At 71.8% G+C, this 19,324-nt stretch carries 21 protein-coding genes; 14 read left to right on the top strand and 7 right to left on the bottom strand.

Annotation, left to right across the window (positions count from 1 at the left end):
* The first annotated feature begins 100 nt into the window (after positions 1-100).
* From ACGFMM_RS08945 to ACGFMM_RS08935, 3 genes are all read left to right on the top strand, one after another.
* Entirely contained in the window at positions 101-496 is a 396-nt protein-coding gene (locus ACGFMM_RS08945) for a helix-turn-helix domain-containing protein (protein WP_393644552.1), read from the top strand.
* Between the two features lie 32 nt (positions 497-528).
* Positions 529-1,086: a hypothetical protein gene (locus tag ACGFMM_RS08940; protein WP_393644550.1), complete on the top strand. Its 558-nt coding sequence runs from the start codon at positions 529-531 to the stop codon at positions 1,084-1,086.
* A 131-nt stretch (positions 1,087-1,217) separates the two neighbouring features.
* The gene (locus ACGFMM_RS08935) at positions 1,218-1,574 is read left to right on the top strand and encodes a DUF2516 family protein (RefSeq protein WP_393644548.1); all 357 of its coding nucleotides are present in this window, start codon (positions 1,218-1,220) and stop codon (positions 1,572-1,574) included.
* A 39-nt stretch (positions 1,575-1,613) separates the two neighbouring features.
* Here ACGFMM_RS08935 and ACGFMM_RS08930 read toward each other — a convergent pair whose 3' ends face one another.
* From ACGFMM_RS08930 to ACGFMM_RS08920, 3 genes are all read right to left on the bottom strand, one after another.
* Complete coding sequence (locus ACGFMM_RS08930) at positions 1,614-2,846, bottom strand: PP2C family protein-serine/threonine phosphatase (RefSeq protein ID WP_393644546.1); 1,233 nt, start codon at positions 2,844-2,846, stop codon at positions 1,614-1,616.
* A gap of 265 nt (positions 2,847-3,111) precedes the next feature.
* Positions 3,112-4,182: an NlpC/P60 family protein gene (locus tag ACGFMM_RS08925; RefSeq protein ID WP_393644544.1), complete on the bottom strand. Its 1,071-nt coding sequence runs from the start codon at positions 4,180-4,182 to the stop codon at positions 3,112-3,114.
* 227 nt (positions 4,183-4,409) lie between these two features.
* On the bottom strand, positions 4,410-5,207 hold the full coding sequence (locus ACGFMM_RS08920; protein WP_393644542.1) for a class I SAM-dependent methyltransferase: 798 nt from the start codon (positions 5,205-5,207) through the stop codon (positions 4,410-4,412).
* Between the two features lie 183 nt (positions 5,208-5,390).
* Here ACGFMM_RS08920 and mshA point away from each other — a divergent pair, with 183 nt between their 5' ends.
* Positions 5,391-6,749 carry a D-inositol-3-phosphate glycosyltransferase gene (mshA, locus tag ACGFMM_RS08915; protein ID WP_393644540.1) on the top strand — a complete coding sequence of 453 codons (1,359 nt, stop codon included), beginning with the start codon at positions 5,391-5,393 and terminating at the stop codon, positions 6,747-6,749.
* Complete coding sequence (locus tag ACGFMM_RS08910; protein WP_393644538.1) at positions 6,742-7,254, top strand: YbjN domain-containing protein; 513 nt, start codon at positions 6,742-6,744, stop codon at positions 7,252-7,254. Before mshA ends, ACGFMM_RS08910 begins: the two co-directional genes overlap by 8 nt.
* A 42-nt stretch (positions 7,255-7,296) precedes the next feature.
* Here ACGFMM_RS08910 and ACGFMM_RS08905 read toward each other — a convergent pair whose 3' ends face one another.
* Positions 7,297-8,586 (bottom strand): MDR family MFS transporter, encoded by a 1,290-nt coding sequence (locus ACGFMM_RS08905; protein ID WP_393644536.1) that lies wholly within the window; start codon positions 8,584-8,586, stop codon positions 7,297-7,299.
* Positions 8,587-8,742: 156 nt separating this feature from the next.
* Between ACGFMM_RS08905 and ACGFMM_RS08900 the strand changes: the two genes are divergently transcribed.
* On the top strand, positions 8,743-9,504 hold the full coding sequence (locus ACGFMM_RS08900; RefSeq protein ID WP_393644534.1) for a phosphoglyceromutase: 762 nt from the start codon (positions 8,743-8,745) through the stop codon (positions 9,502-9,504).
* A gap of 117 nt (positions 9,505-9,621) precedes the next feature.
* Positions 9,622-10,092 carry a GNAT family N-acetyltransferase gene (locus tag ACGFMM_RS08895; RefSeq protein ID WP_393644532.1) on the top strand — a complete coding sequence of 157 codons (471 nt, stop codon included), beginning with the start codon at positions 9,622-9,624 and terminating at the stop codon, positions 10,090-10,092.
* A gap of 45 nt (positions 10,093-10,137) precedes the next feature.
* Here ACGFMM_RS08895 and ACGFMM_RS08890 read toward each other — a convergent pair whose 3' ends face one another.
* Both ACGFMM_RS08890 and phoU read right to left on the bottom strand, forming a co-directional pair.
* Positions 10,138-10,293: a hypothetical protein gene (locus tag ACGFMM_RS08890; RefSeq protein WP_393644530.1), complete on the bottom strand. Its 156-nt coding sequence runs from the start codon at positions 10,291-10,293 to the stop codon at positions 10,138-10,140.
* A gap of 92 nt (positions 10,294-10,385) precedes the next feature.
* Positions 10,386-11,066: a phosphate signaling complex protein PhoU gene (gene phoU, locus ACGFMM_RS08885; RefSeq protein WP_393644528.1), complete on the bottom strand. Its 681-nt coding sequence runs from the start codon at positions 11,064-11,066 to the stop codon at positions 10,386-10,388.
* A 270-nt stretch (positions 11,067-11,336) separates the two neighbouring features.
* Here phoU and ACGFMM_RS08880 point away from each other — a divergent pair, with 270 nt between their 5' ends.
* Positions 11,337-12,590, top strand: a complete 1,254-nt coding sequence (locus ACGFMM_RS08880) for a sensor histidine kinase (protein WP_393644526.1) — start codon at positions 11,337-11,339, stop codon at positions 12,588-12,590.
* Positions 12,587-13,267 carry a response regulator transcription factor gene (locus tag ACGFMM_RS08875; RefSeq protein WP_015035162.1) on the top strand — a complete coding sequence of 227 codons (681 nt, stop codon included), beginning with the start codon at positions 12,587-12,589 and terminating at the stop codon, positions 13,265-13,267. Before ACGFMM_RS08880 ends, ACGFMM_RS08875 begins: the two co-directional genes overlap by 4 nt.
* A 106-nt stretch (positions 13,268-13,373) precedes the next feature.
* Here ACGFMM_RS08875 and ACGFMM_RS08870 read toward each other — a convergent pair whose 3' ends face one another.
* Positions 13,374-14,003 carry a DUF461 domain-containing protein gene (locus ACGFMM_RS08870; protein ID WP_393644524.1) on the bottom strand — a complete coding sequence of 210 codons (630 nt, stop codon included), beginning with the start codon at positions 14,001-14,003 and terminating at the stop codon, positions 13,374-13,376.
* Between the two features lie 590 nt (positions 14,004-14,593).
* On the opposite strand from ACGFMM_RS08870, the gene ACGFMM_RS08865 reads away from it, so the two are divergent.
* The 5 genes from ACGFMM_RS08865 to rlmB all read left to right on the top strand — a co-directional run bounded on the left by ACGFMM_RS08865 (position 14,594) and on the right by rlmB (position 19,185).
* Positions 14,594-15,076: a CarD family transcriptional regulator gene (locus ACGFMM_RS08865; protein ID WP_003953493.1), complete on the top strand. Its 483-nt coding sequence runs from the start codon at positions 14,594-14,596 to the stop codon at positions 15,074-15,076.
* Between the two features lie 318 nt (positions 15,077-15,394).
* Entirely contained in the window at positions 15,395-16,141 is a 747-nt protein-coding gene (gene ispD, locus ACGFMM_RS08860) for a 2-C-methyl-D-erythritol 4-phosphate cytidylyltransferase (RefSeq protein ID WP_393644522.1), read from the top strand.
* Entirely contained in the window at positions 16,131-16,637 is a 507-nt protein-coding gene (gene ispF / locus ACGFMM_RS08855; protein ID WP_393644520.1) for a 2-C-methyl-D-erythritol 2,4-cyclodiphosphate synthase, read from the top strand. Before ispD ends, ispF begins: the two co-directional genes overlap by 11 nt.
* Positions 16,638-16,745: 108 nt before the next feature.
* Entirely contained in the window at positions 16,746-18,149 is a 1,404-nt protein-coding gene (gene cysS, locus ACGFMM_RS08850) for a cysteine--tRNA ligase (RefSeq protein ID WP_393644519.1), read from the top strand.
* Positions 18,150-18,225: 76 nt separating this feature from the next.
* Positions 18,226-19,185, top strand: coding sequence for a 23S rRNA (guanosine(2251)-2'-O)-methyltransferase RlmB (gene rlmB / locus ACGFMM_RS08845; protein WP_393644518.1), 960 nt, complete (start codon positions 18,226-18,228; stop codon positions 19,183-19,185).
* Positions 19,186-19,324: the final 139 nt, after the last annotated feature.

The raw sequence follows: 19,324 nt of genomic DNA, 5'->3' as shown, positions 1-19,324 counted from the left end.
GGATTATCGGCGAGCGGAGCTGTTGTGGCGGGCAACGCGCCGACTAACTATTGCAAGCAGGTGCTTGCAATAGTTAGCGCTAGCCTGCATCATCGGCAGCATGGCATCGCTCAACGTCGGCAATCTCGGTGAGTACCTGCGCGAGCAGCGGCGCAATGCGCAGCTGTCGTTGCGGCAGCTCGCCGATGCCGCCGGGGTGTCGAACCCGTATCTGAGCCAGATCGAGCGCGGGCTGCGCAAGCCCAGCGCCGAGGTGCTGCAACAGGTCGCGAAGGCGCTGCGGATCTCCGCCGAGACGCTGTACGTCCGGGCGGGGATCCTCGACGAGACGGAGCGGGAGGAGCTGGAGACGCGCGCCGCGATCCTGGCCGATCCCTCGGTCAACGAGCGGCAGAAGCAGGTGCTGCTCCAGATCTACGACTCCTTCCGCAAGGAGAACGCCGCCGAGGCCGCAGCCGAAGCCGGGACCGACGCCACCGAGCGACCCACGACGTGAGCACGTAGACCACATCCGGGAGGACCATCGTCATGGCCATCATCGAAGAGCTGCGCACCCCTCTCTACTTCGCCGCCGGCACCGCCGACCTCGCCGTCCAGCAGGCCCGCAAGGTGCCCGGCCTGATCGAGCAGCTCGCCGCCGAGGCGCCCGCGCGGATCGACGCCGTGCGCCGGACGGACCCGAAGGCCGTGCAGGAGAAGGTCGCCGCCCAGGCCAAGGAGGCCCAGTCGACCGTCCAGGCCAAGGTCGCCGAGGTGGTCGGCGTTCTCGACACCGACCTGAAGAAGCTCGGCGAGACCGCCCAGGACCTCGCCCTGCGCGGGGTCGGCGTGGCCGCCGAGTACGCGGTCAAGGCGCGGGAGAAGTACGAGGAGGTCGCCGCCCACGGCGAGGAGGCCGTCAAGGCCTGGCGGGGCGAGGCCGCCGAGGAGATCACCGAGATCGCCGTGGTCGTCGAGCCCACGCCGTCGCCCGAGGCCGACGCGGCTCCGAAGGACGAGGACGCCCCCAAGGGCAAGGCTCCCGCCCGCAAGGCCGCCGCGCGCAAGGCCCCGGCCAAGAAGAGCGCCTCGGTCACCGAGAAGTAGGCACGGGAGCAGGCAGAGGAAGAGGTACGGCTTCAGCGCGCCGGGCACCATCAGGGTGGCCCGCGCGTTGAAGCGGGTACCTTGACGGCGAGAGCCGCGAGGCGCATTCCCACTCACGAGGCGGTACGCAGATGTTCAGCACGGGCTTCGGTTCCTTCTTCTGGAACTTCGATTCGATCCTCTGGCTGGTCATCGGTCTGGTCATGCTCGGCTTCGCCGTGGCCGCCTTCCTCTTCGCCGCGACGGCGCGGGAGGACGCGTATCGCGCGGCCGAAAAGCAGACCAAGAAGTTCTGGCTGATCCTGCTCGGCGTCAACCTGCTGCTGAACCTGGTGCTGCCGATGCTCTTCCTGCAGGTCGCCGGCCTCATCGCGGCCATCGTCTTCATGGTCGACGTCCGGCCCGCGCTCCGCCAGGTCTCCGGCGGCGGCCGCCGCGGCGGCTCCAGCAGCGACGGCCCCTACGGCCCGTACAACGGCGGCCGCTGACCCTCGGCCGCCAACCGGTCGGCCGCCGACCCGCCGGCCCTAGCGCCGCCGGTCCAGCAGCAGCACCGCCACGTCGTCCGTCAGCTCGCCGCCGTTCAGCGACCGGACCTCGGTCACGGCCGCCTCCAGGAGCTCCTCGCCCCGCAGGCCCTCCGCCAGCTGGCGGTTCACCATGCCGACCATCCCGTCCTGGCCGAGCCGCGGCGAACCCGGTCCCGCCGAGCGGCCCTCGATCAGGCCGTCGGTGTACATCATCAGGCTCCACGACGGGCCCAGCTCCACCTGCCGGCGCGGCCAGCGCGCCCGCGGCAGCAGCCCGAGCGCCGGGCCGCTGTCCTCGTACGGCAGCAGCTGCGCCGCCCACCCGTGCCGGGCGATCAGCGGCGAGGGGTGGCCGGCCAGGCACAGGCCCGCCCGCCGCCCGTCCGGGGCGATGTCCACGGTGCAGAGCGTCGCGAAGATCTCCTCGCTCTCCCGCTCGTGCTCCAGGACCCGCTGCAGCGTCGACAGGAGTTCGTCCCCGCACAGGCCCGCGAAGGTCAGCGCCCGCCAGGCGATGCGCAGCTCCACGCCGAGCGCCGCCTCGTCCGGGCCGTGCCCGCAGACGTCGCCGATCATGGCGTGGACCGTGCCGTCGGGCGTGCGGACCGTGTCGTAGAAGTCGCCGCCGAGCAGCGCGCGGGAGCGGCCCGGCCGGTACCGGGCGGCGAACCGCAGGTCCGAGCCCTCCAGCAGCGGCGTGGGCAGCAGCCCGCGCTCCAGACGGGCGTTCTCCTGGGCGCGCAGCCGGGACTCGGCCAGCTTCACCTGGGCCGAGTCGGCGCGCTTGCGCTCCACGGCGTAGCGGATCGCCCGGCTCAGCAGCCGGCCGTCGAGCTCCTCGCGGAACAGGTGGTCCTGGGCCCCGACCCGTACCGCCTCGGCGGCCAGCTCGGCGTCCGAGGAGGCCGCGAGGGCCAGCACGGCGTGCCGGGGCGCGAGGCGCAGGACGTGGTGCAGCGGGGCCAGCGGGTCGTCGCCGGCGCCGGGCAGGGCGAGGTCGACGAGGATGCAGTGCACGTCGTCGGTGAGCAGCCGCTCCGCCTCGGTGAGGTTGCGGGCGGTACGGATGCGCAGCCGGGTCCCGGCGTGGTCGAGCAGTTCGGGTACGGCGAAGGCGCCGGCGGGGTCGTCCTCGATCACGAGCAGCGTCAGGTCGACGCCAGTGGCTGTGCCGGCCTCCACGACGGGGGCCGCCGAAGTGGTCCTCTGTCGCGGTACGGGTACGGGCATCGTCCTGGTTTCCTTCCCTCCCCCCGAGGGCACGGCGGGACGCGAACCGCGTCCCACCGACCGGGACCATAGCGGTACTGCGCGGTGCAGCGGAATGGCGATCACGCTGTGAACATCGAAGAGCCCTTGGCATATGCCGCGCATGGGGAGGTTGTCGACCGCCGGGCCATGACGAACATCACCCCGGCGTCGCGCCGATTGTGGCCCGGCTCACCGCTTCCGAAGGACGGTCACGCGGAGGACGGTCACCCGGAGGACGGCCCGCTCACCGCTCCGGGCGGACGACCCCGAGGATCTCCATCGAGCCGGCGCCGGCCAGGGTGACGTTCCGCCCCGGCCGCGGCGCGTGGACCATCGCGCCGTTCCCCACGTACATGCCGATGTGGCTGGCGTCCCGGTAGTAGACGATCAGGTCGCCGGGCCGCATGTCCTTGATGTCCACCCGCGGCAGCAGCCGCCACTGCTCCTGCGAGGTGCGCGGGATGGCCTGCCCCGCCGCGCCCCAGGCCCGCTGGGTCAGCCCGGAGCAGTCGTACGACCCGGGCCCCTCGGCGCCCCACACGTACGGCTTGCCGATCTGCGCGGTGGCGAACTGGACGGCCTTCTTGCCCCGCTCCGTCGCCGTGCCGTTCAGCTCCTTGAGGATGCCGGAGCTGAGCCAGGTCGTCTGCATGCGGTACTGGGCGTCCTCCTCCAGCTTCACCAGCCGGGCCAGCTCCTCGGCCGCCAGCTCGGACTCCAGCTTCTTCGCCGCGGCGATCTTGTCGTTGATCTCCTTCTTCGCCTTGGCCTGCTTGACGCGGTTGGCCTCCAGCTTGGTCCAGTTCTCGCCGGCCTCCTGCGTGTAGGCCGTCAGCTCCGCCTGGGTGCGGTTCAGTTCGCCGAGGAGGTCCTTGGTGGCCTTCTGGCCCTGCTTGAGACGGCCGGCGTTGTCGAGGAAGAGCTGGGGGTCGTCGGTGAGGACGAGCTGGGCGCTCTCGGGCAGTCCGCCGTTGCGGTACTGCGCGCGGGCCGCGGCGCCTGCGTGGGTCTTGAGCTCCTCGATCTTCGCCTGGCCGGCCACGATCATCCGGGCCAGCTGCACGATCTCGTTGGACTGCTGCTTGGTCTGCTCCTCGGCGAGGTTGTACGCGTCGGTGGCCGCGGCCGCCTTGCGGTACAGCGCGTCGATCTCCTTGCGGACCTGTTCGAGGGTCTTCTTCGGGGCGCCGGCCGGCGGCGCCGCCGGGGGCGGCTCGGGCGCGGCGTGGGCGGGCAGGGCGAGCATCGGCGAGGCCAGCACCGTCAAGGCGCTGACCACGGTGATCGCGGCGGTGGCGCAACGGCGTCGGTTCACTGGCTCCCCCTGCTGGTTGCTGTCGGATCGTCAGACCTGATTTACCGTCAGTAACTTCTCTGTGACCTTGGTGATAGTGCCATGCAGAAGCGCAAAGCGACAGAGGAAACCCGGGCCCGGGCGGCGTCACCTCCCCCACAGGGGACGAAGGGCGGCGGTGATCCGTTCCCCGTTCGACTCCCGTCCCCCGTACGAGGGGTGAGGAACGCTCAGCGCCCGCCGAACGCTCAGCGCCCGCCGGGGGCGAGCGCCGCCCAGTCCACCGTCACCTCGCCCTGCCGCCAGCGGCGCGGCCCGTCCCGCAGCGGCCAGTCCGCCGCCAGGTCCCGCACCGACCGGATCCAGCGCTGCCGCGCGCCGAGCGAGGCGTACGGGGCGGCCGCCGCCCACGCCCGGTCGAAGTCCCGCAGGAAGGCGTGCACCGGCTCGCCCGGCACATTGCGGTGGATCAGCGCCTTCGGCAGCCGCTCCGCCAGGTCCGACGGCCGCTCCAGCGAGCCGAGCCTCGTGGCGAAGGTCACCGTGCGCGGCCCCTCCGGCCCCAGCGCCACCCACACGTGCCGCCGCCCGATCTCGTCGCAGGTCCCCTCGACGAGCAGCCCCTCCGGCGCGAGCCGCGCGCACAGCCGCCGCCACACGGCGGCGACCTCCGCCTCGTCGTACTGGCGCAGCACGTTCGCCGCGCGGATCAGGGCCACCTCGCCGGGTACCGGCACCTCGAAGCCGCCGTGCACGAAGGACAGGCCCTCGCACTCGTACGGCTTCGCCGCCTCGACCCGGGCCGGCTCGATCTCGATGCCGACGACCCGGGCCCGCGGATCGGCGGTGCGCAGCCGTCCGAGCAGTTCGACGGCGGTCCAGGGCGCCGCCCCGTACCCGAGGTCGACCGCCACCGGCGGGCCGTCGGCGCGGCGCAGCGCCGGGCCGTGGACGGCGGCGATCCAGCGGTCCATGCGGCGCAGGCGGTTGGGGTTGGTGGTCCCGCGGGTCGGGGTGCCGACGGGGCGGGTGGTGCGCGGGGCCATGGCATGAGCGTACGGGCCGGAGCCGGCCGGGCCGGGGGTGTGCCGGTGTACCGGGCAATGAATTGGCAAAGTGGCGGCCGCAGGAAATGAAAGGGGCTGTTCCGGTGTTGTGCGGCGTGGAGGACGCCCCTGTGCCCTCCGGCTGTCATGCCTGTGAGCGCCCCGAGCGGAAGGACCGCCGACGTGAGCCAGTACGTGTCCCGGTTCGCCGGCACCCTGGCGGCGCCGCCCAGGCTCCGCTTCCCCGGCCGGCACCGGACCCCGCGCCGGGTCGCCATGCTGAGCGTGCACACCTCCCCGCTGCACCAGCCCGGCACCGGCGACGCGGGCGGTATGAACGTGTACATCGTGGAGCTGGCCAAGCGGCTGGCCGCGATCGACATCGAGGTGGAGATCTTCACCCGGGCCACCACCGGCGGCCTCGCGCCCGTCGTCGAGCTGGCCCCCGGTGTCCTGGTCCGGCACGTCGACGCCGGCCCGTACGAGGGCCTGGCGAAGGAAGAGCTGCCGGCCCAGCTGTGCGCCTTCACGCACGGCGTGATGCAGGCGTGGGCGGGGCAGCGCCCCGGCTACTACGACCTCGTCCACTCGCACTACTGGCTCTCCGGCCACGTCGGCTGGCTGGCCGCCGAGCGCTGGGGCGTGCCGCTGGTGCACGCCATGCACACCATGGCCAAGGTCAAGAACGCGGCGCTGGCCTCCGGCGACACCCCCGAGCCCACCGCGCGGGTCATCGGCGAGACGCAGATCGTCGCCGCGGCGGACCGGCTGATCGCCAACACCGCCGAGGAGGCCGATGAACTCGTCCGCTTCTACGAGGCCGACCCCGGCAAGGTCGCCGTCGTCCACCCCGGCGTGAACCTCGACCACTTCCGCCCCGCGGACGGCCGGGCCGCGGCCCGCGCCCGCCTCGGACTGCCCCAGGACGCCTTCGTCCCCGTCTTCGCCGGCCGCATCCAGCCGCTGAAGGCCCCCGACATCCTGCTGCGCGCCGCCGCCCTGCTGCTCGACCACGACCCGTCGCTGCGCTCGCGCATGGTCGTCCCGGTGGTCGGCGGCCCCAGCGGCAGCGGACTGGCCAGGCCGGAGGGGCTGCAGAAGCTCGCCGCGCGGCTCGGCATCGCGGACGTCGTCCGCTTCCACCCGCCGGTCGGACAGGACCGGCTCGCGGACTGGTTCCGGGCCGCTTCGGTGCTCGTCATGCCCTCGTACAGCGAGTCCTTCGGGCTCGTCGCCATCGAGGCACAGGCGGCCGGCACGCCGGTCGTCGCCGCCGCGGTGGGCGGACTGCCGGTGGCGGTGCGGGACGAGGTGACCGGCTTCCTGGTCCCGGGCCACGACCCCGCCGACTACGCGCGGGCGCTGGGCCGGTTCACCGAGGCCCCCGAACTCACGGCCCGGATGGGCGAGGCGGCCGCGCGGCACGCGGAGTCCTTCGGCTGGGACACGGCCGCGTCCGGCACGGCGGACGTGTACACCGCGGCGATGCACGACAGGCGGCTGCGCGAGCACCGCCGTCGCGTACGCTCGCACCATGGCTGACGTCGCAAGGAAGCCCGCCGAGCGCGCCCGGCAGGTCGTCGAGGAGACCCTGAAGGACGCGGAACTCGAGTGGGAGTCTCCCGAACCGGGTTCGTACGTGGTCAAACTCCCCGGCACCCGCAAGCTCTTCACGACCCTGTCGCTGCGGGTCGGCCGGCACTCGCTCTCGCTGAACGCCTTCGTCGTCCGCCACCCGGACGAGAACGAGGCCGGCGTCCACCGCTGGCTCCTGGAGCGCAACCTCAAGCTGTACGGCGTGAGTTACGCGGTCGACAGCCTCGGCGACGTCTACCTGGCCGGCCGGCTGCCGCTCGCCGCCGTCGTCCCGGAGGAGCTGGACCGCCTCCTGGGGCAGGTCCTGGAGGCGGCGGACGGCGACTTCAACACCCTCCTGGAACTCGGCTTCGCGTCGGCGATCCGGCGCGAGTACGAATGGCGGGTGGCGCGCGGCGAGTCGACGCGGAACCTGGACGCGTTCGCGCACCTGACGCGCAAGAAGGACTGAAGCAGGACTGACGGCCCAGGGGGCCGGCCCGGCTGACGGGTCCTAGGCGACGGCCGGGTCCTTGGCCTCGGCCTTCTCGGGCGAGCCGTTCGCGTCCTCGTCCTGCGAGTCCGCCGAGTCCTCCGACAGGGCCTTGCGCAGCCGCGTGGTGTACCCGACGGCGGCGGCGCAGCCGATGACGCCGCAGGCGATCCACAGCACGTCGGAACCGGGCCCCTCGACGATCCAGCCGGCCGCGATCGGGGCGATGAAGCCCCCTACGGACCACGACATGCCCATGACGCCCTGGTAGCGCCCGCGGGCGTGCTCGGGCGAGAGCTTGGCGGTGGCGGCGGCGTTGGTGGGGACGTGGACCATCTCGCCGATCGTCCAGACGATGACGGTCGCGGCGAAGACGAGGGGGGAGCCGGCCAGTGCGGTCGCGCCGGTGCCGACGGCGAAGAGCAGCGAGGAGACGGTCAGCAGCATCACCGGCGAGCGCTTGTCGGTGAGCTTGTTGACCAGCAGCTGGAAGCCGACGATCACGACGCCGTTGACGGCGATGACCACTCCGTACGAGGAGGGCGACAGGCCCTGCTCGGCCATGGTGAGCGGCAGGCCGACCCAGGGGGCGGTGAAGACCAGGACGACGAGCATGTTGAGCAGGACGAGCGTGCGGAAGGGGGCGTCCTTGAGCACGTCGAGGGTACTGAGCTTCTGCTCCGGGACGGCGTTTCCGGCGGTGTCGACGGGGGTCTCGGGCCGGGTCTCGGGGAGCCGCAGGAAGACGATCAGCGCGCACAGGGTGGTGGCGACGGCGTCGGCGATGAAGAGGGTGCGGTAGCCGAGGACGATCGCGGCGCCGCCGCCGATGGCGGCGATGGCGAAGCCGAGGTTGAGGGCCCAGTAGTTGAGCGCGTAGGCGCGGCGCACGTCGTGCTCGGGGACCATGTCGGCGATGGTCGCGTTGATGGACGGCCGGACGGCCTGCATGGCGACGCCCATGAGCAGCACGGCGACGGCGACGGCCCAGGCGCTGCCGACGAAGGCGAGCGAGCTCGTACAGGCGGCCGTCGCGAGATGCATCGTGACCATGGTGGGGCGCCGGCCCCAGCGGTCGGTGAGCAGTCCGCCGAGGGCGGAGCCGGCGATGCCGCCGAGGCCGTGCAGGGCCACGACCAGGCCGGCGAACCAGGCGGAGTGGCCGAGTTCCTGGGTGAGGAAGAGGGACAGGAAGGTCAGGACGAAGGCGCCGGTGCGGTTGACGAGGGTGGACAGCCAGAGCCACCAGAAGCCGCCTGGGAGACCGGAGACGGTGGCGACGGCGGAGCGTCGTAGTGCGGCGATGGCCATGTGTGGAGGTCCCCCTGCGTCTGTAAGCGTCCCCGACCCTACGCGTAACTTACGGGCGGGGAAGGGGAGGCCGCCACCGATTTGCCGGCCGCGGGGCGTGTCCGCCTGCCGGGCGCGCCGAGCGTCGCCGCAGAGCCGTCGATTAATCTCGTACGCATGGCCGACGCACCGTACAAGCTGATCCTCCTCCGCCACGGCGAGAGCGAGTGGAACGCGAAGAACCTGTTCACCGGCTGGGTGGACGTCAACCTCACCGAGAAGGGCGAGAAGGAGGCGGTCCGCGGCGGTGAGCTGCTCAAGGACGCCGGCCTGCTGCCCGACGTACTGCACACCTCGCTGCAGAAGCGCGCCATCCGCACGGCGCAGCTGGCCCTGGAGGCCGCCGACCGCCACTGGATCCCGGTCCACCGCTCCTGGCGCCTGAACGAGCGCCACTACGGCGCGCTGCAGGGCAAGGACAAGGCGCAGACCCTCGCCGAGTTCGGCGAGGAGCAGTTCATGCTGTGGCGCCGCTCCTACGACACCCCGCCGCCGCCGCTCGCCGACGACAACGAGTACTCCCAGGCCGACGACGCCCGCTACGCGTCGATCCCGCCGGAGCTGCGCCCGCGCACCGAGTGCCTCAAGGACGTCGTCGAGCGCATGCTCCCGTACTGGTACGACGGCATCGTCCCGGACCTGCTGGCCGGCCGCACGGTCCTGGTCGCCGCCCACGGCAACAGCCTGCGCGCCCTGGTCAAGCACCTGGACGGCATCTCGGACGCGGACATCGCGGGCCTGAACATCCCGACGGGCATCCCGCTCGCCTACGAGCTCGACGAGAACTTCAAGCCCCTCAACCCCGGCGGTACCTACCTCGACCCGGAGGCCGCCGCGGCCGCCATCGAGGCGGTCAAGAACCAGGGCAAGAAGAAGTAGCCGCGAGCAACCCCTCACCTTGCAAGGCCCCCGCCGTGACGGCGGGGGCCTTGTCGGTTTCCGGGAGCCGCCGATATTCGGGGGCGCGCGGCGGGCGCGATCGTCTAGCGTGCGGGCGTGAGTGGTACCGGACTGCGTCTTGAGACGATCACCCCCGCCAATGTCGACGCCGCGCTCGGGCTGCGCGTGCACCCCGAGCAGACGGACAACGTCGCGCCCGTCGCGACCTCGCTCGCCGAGGCGTACGCGTACGGGGAGACGGCCTGGCCGCGCGCGATCTACGACGGGGACGAGCTCGTCGGGTTCCTGATGGCGTTCGTCGACATCCGGTGGAACGCCGAGAAGGACCCCGAGGACCGGCGCAGCGGGCTGTGGCGGCTCAACATCGGCGCCGCGCACCAGGGCATGGGGTACGGGCGGTTCGCCGTCGAGGCCGTCCGGGAGGAGCTGCGGCGGCGGGGGGCCTCGCAGCTGTACGTCTCCTGGCACCAGGGCGAGCACGGGCCCGGCGAGTTCTACCGGCGGCTCGGGTTCCGGGAGACCGGGGAGCTCGCCGGGGACCAGGCCGTAGGGGTCCTCGCGATCTGACGCGGGCCCCGCCCCCGAGGGCCGGACCCGCGTACCCGATCGCTGCTAGCAGGCCCCGCCGCACTGGCACGGGGCGCCGGACTGGCAGCCGCAGCCGCAGCCCGCGCCGCAGCCGCACGCGCCGAGCACCGGCAGCAGCTTCGGCTCGCGCGCGGCGGGCTCGGGCGCGCCGTCCGTCGTCGTGATGGGGGAATCGGCCATGGGGTCCCTCCTCCAAAGGCGCCGGTCGCCTTCCTCCCCATTCCATGCCCGCCCGACACGGCGCATCAACGGCGCACTGGGGCGTTCGGCGCCTACGCGCCCTCGACCGGCGACTCCGCCGGCTGCAGCTCGTCCGCGTGCTCGCCCGTCACCAGGTACACCACGCGCTTGGCGACCGACACCGCGTGGTCCGCGAAGCGCTCGTAATACCGGCCGAGCAGCGTCACGTCGACGGCGGTCTCGATGCCGTGCTTCCAGCGGTCGTCCATCAGGTGCTGGAACAGCGTCCGGTGCAGCAGGTCCATCTCGTCGTCGTCGTGCTCCAGCTGCAGCGCCAGATCGACGTCCTTCGTGATGATGACCTCCGCCGCCTTCGCCATCAGGCGCTGCGCCAGCTGTCCCATCTCCAGGATCGTCGCGTGCAGGTCCCGCGGCACCGCGGTGTCCGGGAACCGCAGCCGGGCCAGCTTCGCCACGTGCTGCGCCAGGTCGCCGGAACGCTCCAGGTCCGCGCTCATCCGCAGCGAGGTCACCACGATCCGCAGGTCCGTCGCCACCGGCTGCTGCCGCGCGAGGAGAGCTATGGCCCGGGCCTCCAGGTCGTGCTGCAGGTCGTCGACCTTCTGGTCCGCGGCGATCACGCTCTCCGCCAGCTTCAGGTCCGCGTCGAGCATCGCCGTCGTGGCGCGCCCGATCGCCGACCCGACCAGGCGGGCCATCTCGACCAGGCCCTCGCCGATCGAGTCCAGTTCCTCGTGGTACGCGTCGCGCATCGGTGGTCCTCTCTCCTACAGTCCGGGGTCAGGATCGAACGAGTGAAGCTCGGACCCCTACGTTGCCACGGTCCGCCCCGCACACGTCGAGCGCTGCCACCGCAGGTGAACGAGCACTTTCTCCCCGGTGAACTCTGAGCGACCCGGCCGCGGAACCGTTCGCACCAAATGAACCGACACCGTCCCCACGGTGAACTCTGGGCGACGACTGTTCGAGCAGCGACTCGGACGGCTGGGAGAGAGTCGGCGAGCCCGCATAACCTGGATGGCATGGACGTGAACGCGGCGGTTGCCGCATTGGCAGCGATCGCCGGTGTATGCACCGGCGTGATCGCCATGCTGGCGTTCCGCTGGAGCGAACGCGACCAGGCACGCCCGACCCGTACCTCCCTGCACACCGACGCGGTTCTGCCGCCCGGCGTCGACACGGTGCTGTCGGTGCTCCGCTCCTCCGCGGTCGTTCTCGACGAGAGCGACTCGGTCGTCAAGGCCAGCTCCGCGGCGTACGCCCTGGGACTGGTCCGCGGCGGCAAGCTCGCCGTCGAGCCCATGCTCAACATGGCCCGCGACACCCGCAGGGACGGCGAGATACGGCAGGTCGAACTGGACCTGCCGCGGCGCGGCACCGGACGCGGCGAGGCGCTCGCCGTCTCCGCCCGCGTCGCACCCCTGGGCTCCCGCCTGGTCCTGCTGCTCGTCGAGGACCTCACCGAGGCCCGCCGTATCGAGGCCGTGCGCCGCGACTTCGTCGCCAACGTGAGTCACGAGCTCAAGACTCCCGTCGGCGCGCTCTCCCTGCTCTCCGAGGCCGTCATGGACGCCTCGGACGACCCCGAGGCGGTCACCCGCTTCGCCGGCCGCATGCAGATCGAGGCGACCCGGCTGACCAACCTGGTCCAGGAGCTCATCGACCTCTCGCGGGTGCAGAACGACGACCCGCTGGAGGACGCCGAGCCGGTCCGGGTGGACGAACTCGTCGCCGAGGCGATCGACCGCTCCCGGCACACCGCGACCACCAAGCAGATCACCATGGCGTCCGGGGGCAGCGCCGGGCTGCACGTCTGGGGCCACCGCGGCCAGCTGGCCGCGGCCCTGGGCAACCTCGTCGAGAACGCCGTCAACTACTCACCGGCGCGGACCCGGGTCGGCATCGCCGCCCGCCGCGTCCCCGCCCCCGGCGGCGACCTGATCGAGATAGCCGTGACCGACCAGGGCATCGGCATCTCCGAGAAGGACCGCGAGCGGGTCTTCGAACGCTTCTACCGGGTCGACCCGGCCCGCTCCCGTGCCACCGGCGGCACGGGTCTGGGCCTGGCCATCGTCAAACACGTGGCCGCCTCGCACGGCGGGGAGGTCACGGTCTGGAGCACCGAGGGTCAGGGGTCCACCTTCACCCTGCGACTGCCCGAGGCGGGTTCCGTACGGAACCGCGACGACTCCGGCGCGGACAGCGCCGGCGCCGCCGATCACGACGCCCCCGACACCACCACCGAACCACTCCCTGCCCCGGAGGTCCTTCCGTGACCCGAGTGCTTGTCGTCGAGGATGAGGAATCCTTCAGCGACGCCCTGTCGTACATGCTCCGCAAAGAGGGCTTCGAGGTCGCCGTGGCGGCCACCGGGCCCGACGGACTCGACGAGTTCGAGCGCAACGGGGCCGACCTCGTCCTTCTCGACCTGATGCTGCCGGGTCTGCCCGGTACGGAGGTCTGCCGCCAGCTGCGCGGGCGCTCCAACGTCCCGGTCATCATGGTGACCGCCAAGGACAGCGAGATCGACAAGGTCGTCGGCCTGGAGATAGGAGCCGACGACTACGTGACCAAGCCCTTCTCCTCGCGGGAGCTGGTCGCCCGCATCCGCGCGGTGCTGCGCCGCCGCGGCGAGCCGGAGGAGGTCACCCCCGCCGCCCTGGAGGCCGGCCCGGTCCGCATGGACGTCGACCGCCACGTGGTGACGGTCGCCGGCGGCAAGGTCGACCTGCCGCTGAAGGAGTTCGACCTCCTGGAGATGCTGCTGCGCAACGCGGGCCGCGTGCTGACCCGCATGCAGCTGATCGACCGCGTCTGGGGCGCCGACTACGTCGGCGACACCAAGACCCTCGACGTCCACGTCAAGCGCCTCCGCGCCAAGATCGAACCCGACCCCGGCGCCCCGCGCTACCTGGTGACGGTCCGCGGCCTGGGCTACAAGTTCGAGCCGTAAAGACGGGTCCGTCCGGCGGACGGAGTCCGAGCCGTAGGACCGGGTCTGCCGCAGACCAAAGGGCGGCCCCGCCGGAGTGTTCCGGTGGGGCCGCCCTTCGTCTGTGTCAGTGACCCGCGGCGTGGGTGGCCTCGCCGGTGGGCTCCCCGGTCTCCGGGGCGGTGGGCTCGCCGGTCGGCTTCGTGGCGGGCTTCTCCGGCTTGGTGGCCGGCGGGGCCGGGCGCTCCGACGGGCCGTAGCCCTCGAAGTAGCTCTTCGCCGGGACGACGAAGGCCTGCAGGCCGACGTCGCCCGTCTCGCTGAGCTTGAAGACGACCTCCTGCACGTCGCCGCTCTTGCGCTCCGGCACACCGTTCTGGATCACGGCGGTCGCGTTGCCCTCGCCGCCGAGGACGACCGAGCCGCCGGCCGGGACGACGACCTGGCCCGAGCCCTTGGCGGGGGTGAGCTTCACCGTGGTCGCCGTGCCCGGCAGGGTGATGGACTCGACGGTCTGCGAATCCTGGCCGTTGTTGAAGATCGTCGCGGAGACGACCGCGGGACCCCGCCGGCCGGTGTCGGGCTGGGTGATCACCAGCGCGTTCTGGACCTGGATGTCCTCGACCGTGACGGCCGCGTTGTCCGGCTTCACGCCGAGCGTCTGGGCGTCGTTGCCGGCGCCGCATGCGGTCAGCGAGGCGATCGAGATCACGATGGCGGTGGCGGCGAGAGCGCCGCGTCGAAGGCTGCGGCTCACGGCGGCGGCAACTCCTAGGACGTACGGACGGACGGGGTAAGGGACAACTAAGGGTGTGTCAGCGCGCTTAGGTTACCGAGCCTCACTCTCGGTCCCGCACCCGACCCGCCCCTTGTGCCCCGGAGGTCCCATGAGAGGCCCCTTCGGACCCGGGCGCCGCGCCGTCCGCCGGCTGCGGGGCCGGGCCCCCGGCCCGTTCCGATTCGCCTCCCGTTCACATATCCGCCGTGATCAATTCGCCATTTCCGCAGGAAATCCCGGAACCGCCGGTGATCAATTCTGGAAAGTCCCCCCGGATGGCTCCGTACGAGTGAGCGATCTCCGAACGGAGCACGCAGAGATCGGTAGACTGAACCGGACAAACCAGGGTGTTCCACCCTCCTTCCCGGCCCCGGGGGAGCTGTGACGCGCGTGTTTCTCTCCGTTCGCGCAGCCCGTCCGACCTGCGAATACCGCCCTCCGGAAGACCGCCGCAGCACGTTCGCGTTGCTGTTGTCAAGCCCTGAGATATGCCCTGACCTGCGAAAACGCCATTCAGAAGAAGCCGTATCCGTGTTACCCTGGATAGCCACGGAAGGGGTACCTGTCACATGACGTTCAAGGTTGGCGACACCGTGGTCTATCCCCATCACGGGGCCGCGCTGATCGAGGCCATCGAAACTCGCCAGATCAAAGGCGTGGACAAGACCTACTTGGTGCTCAAGGTCGCCCAGGGCGACCTGACGGTTCGTGTGCCGGCGGACAATGCGGAGTTCGTCGGTGTGCGTGACGTGGTCGGTCAGGATGGGCTGGACCGGGTCTTCGAGGTGCTGCGTGCGCCGTACGCCGAGGAGCCGACCAACTGGTCCCGTCGCTACAAGGCAAATCTCGAGAAGCTCGCCTCCGGCGATGTCATCAAGGTCGCCGAAGTAGTGCGCGACCTGTGGCGCCGGGAGCGCGAGCGCGGTCTTTCCGCAGGTGAGAAGCGCATGCTCGCCAAGGCTCGGCAGATCCTGGTGAGCGAGCTGGCCCTCGCGGAGAACACGAACGAGGACAAGGCCGAGGCTCTGCTCGACGAGGTCCTCGCGTCCTGACGCGATATCGATGCCGCGGTGCCCGCTGACGCTCTGTGAGCTGTGACTCACAGTGCCGTCGCCGGGCACTGCGGCATGTTCGTCTCCTGAAACACCCCCACACACTCGGCCCCGAAAGGCCCTCCGTACTGCCGCCACGTCCGTACTGCCACCGCGCATGCGCACGCGCCACACGGAGGCCGCACAGCCGCACACGGCGCCGGCGCGACCGATCCTGACCAAGTCGTCACGGAAAGGGCCCGGTCAAGGCGTCGCGCCCGGCACGATGGAGGCCATACCCACAAGGGCCGAGGAAACAAACCTGCCGGAGTGCAACCGATGTCAGACGAAACGCGTCCCCTCCGCACCGCCGCCGTCATTCCCGCGGCCGGCCGGGGCGTCAGGCTCGGCCCGGGCGCGCCCAAGGCGCTGCGCGCGCTGAACGGCACCCCGATGCTCGTCCACGCCGTCCGCGCCATGGCCGCCTCCCGCGCCGTCTCGCTGGTCGTCGTGGTCGCCCCCGCCGAAGGCGTCGGCGAGGTCAAGCGCCTCCTCGACGAGCACGCCCTGCCCGCTCGCACCGACTACCTGGTCGTCCCCGGCGGCGACGCCCGCCAGGAGTCCGTACGGCTCGGGCTCGAAGCCCTGCCCGAGGGCATCGACATCGTCCTCGTCCACGACGCCGCCCGCCCCCTCGTCCCCGTCGACACCGTCGACGCCGTCGTCGAGGCGGTCCGCGACGGAGCCGTCGCCGTGGTCCCCGCGCTGCCGCTGGCCGACACCGTCAAGGAGGTCGAGCCGGCCGCGCCCGGCACGCCCGAGCCCGTCGTCGCCACCCCCGAGCGCGCCCGGCTGCGCGCCGTCCAGACCCCCCAGGGCTTCGACCACGACACCCTGGTCAACGCCCACGCCACGATCGCCCTCGCCGGCGACGGCGCCACCGACGACGCCGGCATGGTCGAGCGCCTCGGCGCGCCCGTCGTCGTCGTGCCCGGCCACGAAGAGGCCTTCAAGGTGACCCGCCCCCTCGACCTCGTCCTCGCCGAGGCCGTACTCGCCCGCAGGAGGGCCAACGATGGCTTCTGAGCTTCCCCCGACGCCGCTCATCCCCCGCACCGGCATCGGCACCGACGTGCACGCCTTCGAGAAGGGCCGCGAACTGTGGTGCGCGGGCCTGCTCTGGGAGGGTGAGGAGTACGGGCTCGCCGGGCACTCCGACGCCGACGTCGCCGCCCACGCCGCCTGCGACGCGCTCTTCTCCGCGGCCGGCGTCGGCGACCTCGGCGCCCACTTCGGCACCTCCCGCCCCGAGTGGGCCGGCGCCGCCGGCGTCACCCTGCTCGCCGAGGCCGCCCGCATCGTCCGCGCCGAGGGCTACGAGATCGGCAATATCGCCGTCCAGGTCATCGGCGTCCGCCCCAAGATCGGCAAGCGCCGCGACGAGGCCCAGAAGGCGCTGAGCGAGGCCGCCGGCGCCCCCGTCTCCGTCTCCGGCACCACCACCGACGGACTCGGCCTCACCGGCCGCGCCGAGGGCCTGGCCGCGATCGCCACCGCGCTGGTGTTCCCCGTACCGCGGTAGCCGGTGTTCCCCGTACCGCGGTAGCCGACCTGACACGTACGGAAAGAATCGCCCCGCGAACCCGGAATCCGTCGCGGGGCACTACCACACGCCCACTACCCTGGAGTGGTGACCATTCGCCTGTACGACACCAGCGCCCGGCAGATCCGCGACTTCACCCCGCTCACGCCGGGCTGTGTCTCGATCTACCTCTGTGGCGCCACCGTGCAGAGCGCCCCGCACATCGGCCACATCCGCTCGGGCCTCAACTTCGACATCATGCGCCGCTGGTTCGCGTACCGCGGCTACGACGTCACCTTCGTACGCAACGTCACCGACATCGACGACAAGATCATCGCGAAGTCCGGTGACCAGGGCCGCCCCTGGTGGTCCATCGGCTACGAGAACGAGCGGGGCTTCAACGCCGGCTACGACGCTCTCGGCTGCCTGCCGCCCACGTACGAGCCGCGGGCCACCGGCCACGTCACCGAGATGGTCGAGATGATGCGCGGCCTCATCGAGCGCGGACACGCCTACGAGGCCGACGGCAGCGTCTACTTCGACGTCCGCTCGTACCCCGACTACCTGTCGCTGTCCAACCAGGACATCGACGACCTGCGCCAGCCCGCCGAGGAAGGCATCACCGGCAAGCGCGACCCCCGCGACTTCGCCATGTGGAAGGCCACCAAGCCCGGCGAGCCCGACTGGGAGACCCCGTGGGGCCGCGGCCGCCCCGGCTGGCACCTCGAGTGCTCCGCCATGGCGCACAAGTACCTCGGTTCCGCCTTCGACATCCACGGCGGCGGCCTCGACCTGATCTTCCCGCACCACGAGAACGAGATCGCCCAGGCCAAGGCCTTCGGCGACGACTTCGCCCAGTACTGGGTGCACAACGCCTGGGTCACCATGAGCGGCGAGAAGATGTCGAAGTCGCTCGGCAACTCGGTGCTCATCGAGGAGATGGTCAAGCGCTGGCGGCCCATCGTGCTGCGCTACTACCTCGGCACCCCGCACTACCGCTCCATGATCGAGTACAGCGAGGAGGCGCTGCAGGAGGCCGAGGCGGCGTTCGCCCGCATCGAGGGCTTCATCCAGCGCGTCGTCGAGAAGGCCGGCGAGGTCGCCCCCGCCGACGAGGTCCCGACCGCCTTCGCCGACGCCATGGACGACGACCTCGGCGTCCCGCAGGCCCTCGCCGTCCTGCACAACACGGTCCGCCAGGGCAACACCGCACTGGCCGCAGACGACAAGGAAGCCGCCGTCGCCCGGCTCGCCGAGGTCCGCGCCATGCTCGGCGTCCTCGGCCTCGACCCGCTCGACCCGCACTGGGCCGGCGAGGCCGACCGCGGCGCCGGCGCCGAACTGCACGACGTCGTCGACAGCCTCGTACGCCTGGTGCTCCAGCAGCGCGAGTCCGCCCGCGAGCGCAAGGACTGGGCGACCGCGGACGCGATCCGCGACCAGCTCAACCAGTCCGGGCTCGCCATCGAGGACAGCCCCGACGGCCCGCGCTGGTCGATCGCCCACCGCTGATGATGTGCCGCTCGGGGAGCCGGGCGGCACACTTCACTTACAGACCTTTGTACGCAACACCGAGGATTAGGTAGTCATGGCCGGGAACAGCCAGCGCAGGAACCGCCGTACGTCCAACAAGAAGGGCGCGACGGTCGGCAGCGGTGGCCAGCGGCGCAAGGGCCTGGAGGGCAAGGGGCCCACGCCGAAGGCCGAGGACCGCAAGGGCCACAAGGCGTTCCGCGTCTCCAACGCCATCGCCCGACAGGCCGCCAAGCGCCGCCCCGCCCCCCGCCGCGGCGGCCCCAAGGGCACCAGCGAGATGGTCGTCGGCCGCAACCCGGTCTTCGAGGCCCTGCGCGACGGCGTGCCCGCGACGACCCTGTACGTCCAGCAGTTCATCGACAACGACGAGCGCGTCCGCGACGTGCTCAAGCTCGCCGGCGAGCGCGGCAACATCAACCTGATGGAAGCCCCCCGCCAGGAGCTCGACCGGATGACCAACGGGCTCAACCACCAGGGCCTCGTCCTCCAGGTCCCGCCCTACGAGTACGCCCACCCCGAGGACCTCACCGCGGCCGCCCACGACGCCCACGAGGACCCGCTGATCGTCGCCCTCGACGGCGTCACCGACCCGCGCAACCTCGGCGCGATCGTCCGCTCCACCTCCGCCTTCGGCGGACACGGCGTCGTCGTCCCCGAGCGCCGCGCCGCCGGCATGACCGCCGGCGCGTGGAAGTCCTCCGCCGGCACCGCCGCGCGCACCCCGGTCGCCCGCGTCACCAACCTGACCCGCGCGCTCGAGGGCTTCCAGAAGGAAGGCCTCACCGTCGTCGGCCTCGCCGCCGACGGAGAGCACACCGTCGAGGACCTCGAGGCCCTGGACGGCCCCGTCGTCATCGTCATCGGCAGCGAGGGCAAGGGCCTCGGCCGCCTCGTCGGCGAGACCTGCGACTACCGGGTCCGGATCAGCATGCCCGGCGGCGCCGAGTCGCTGAACGCCGGCGTCGCCGCCGGCATCGTCCTCTACGAGGTCGCCCGCCGCCGCAACGCCTGACGGCCTGCGTCGCCGCCGGCGGCGTACGTCGCAGGGAAGGGCCCGGCTCTCTGAGCTGGGCCCTTTCCGTACTTCCCGCCCATACCCGTAGATCTTGACGGGTCTCGGACATTTACCGGCCGTCAAGGCAGTGTCCTAA

This window comes from Streptomyces sp. NPDC048604 (assembly GCF_043199435.1).
GTDB lineage: Bacteria > Actinomycetota > Actinomycetes > Streptomycetales > Streptomycetaceae > Streptomyces.
This window is presented reverse-complemented; position numbering and strand designations above follow the sequence as displayed.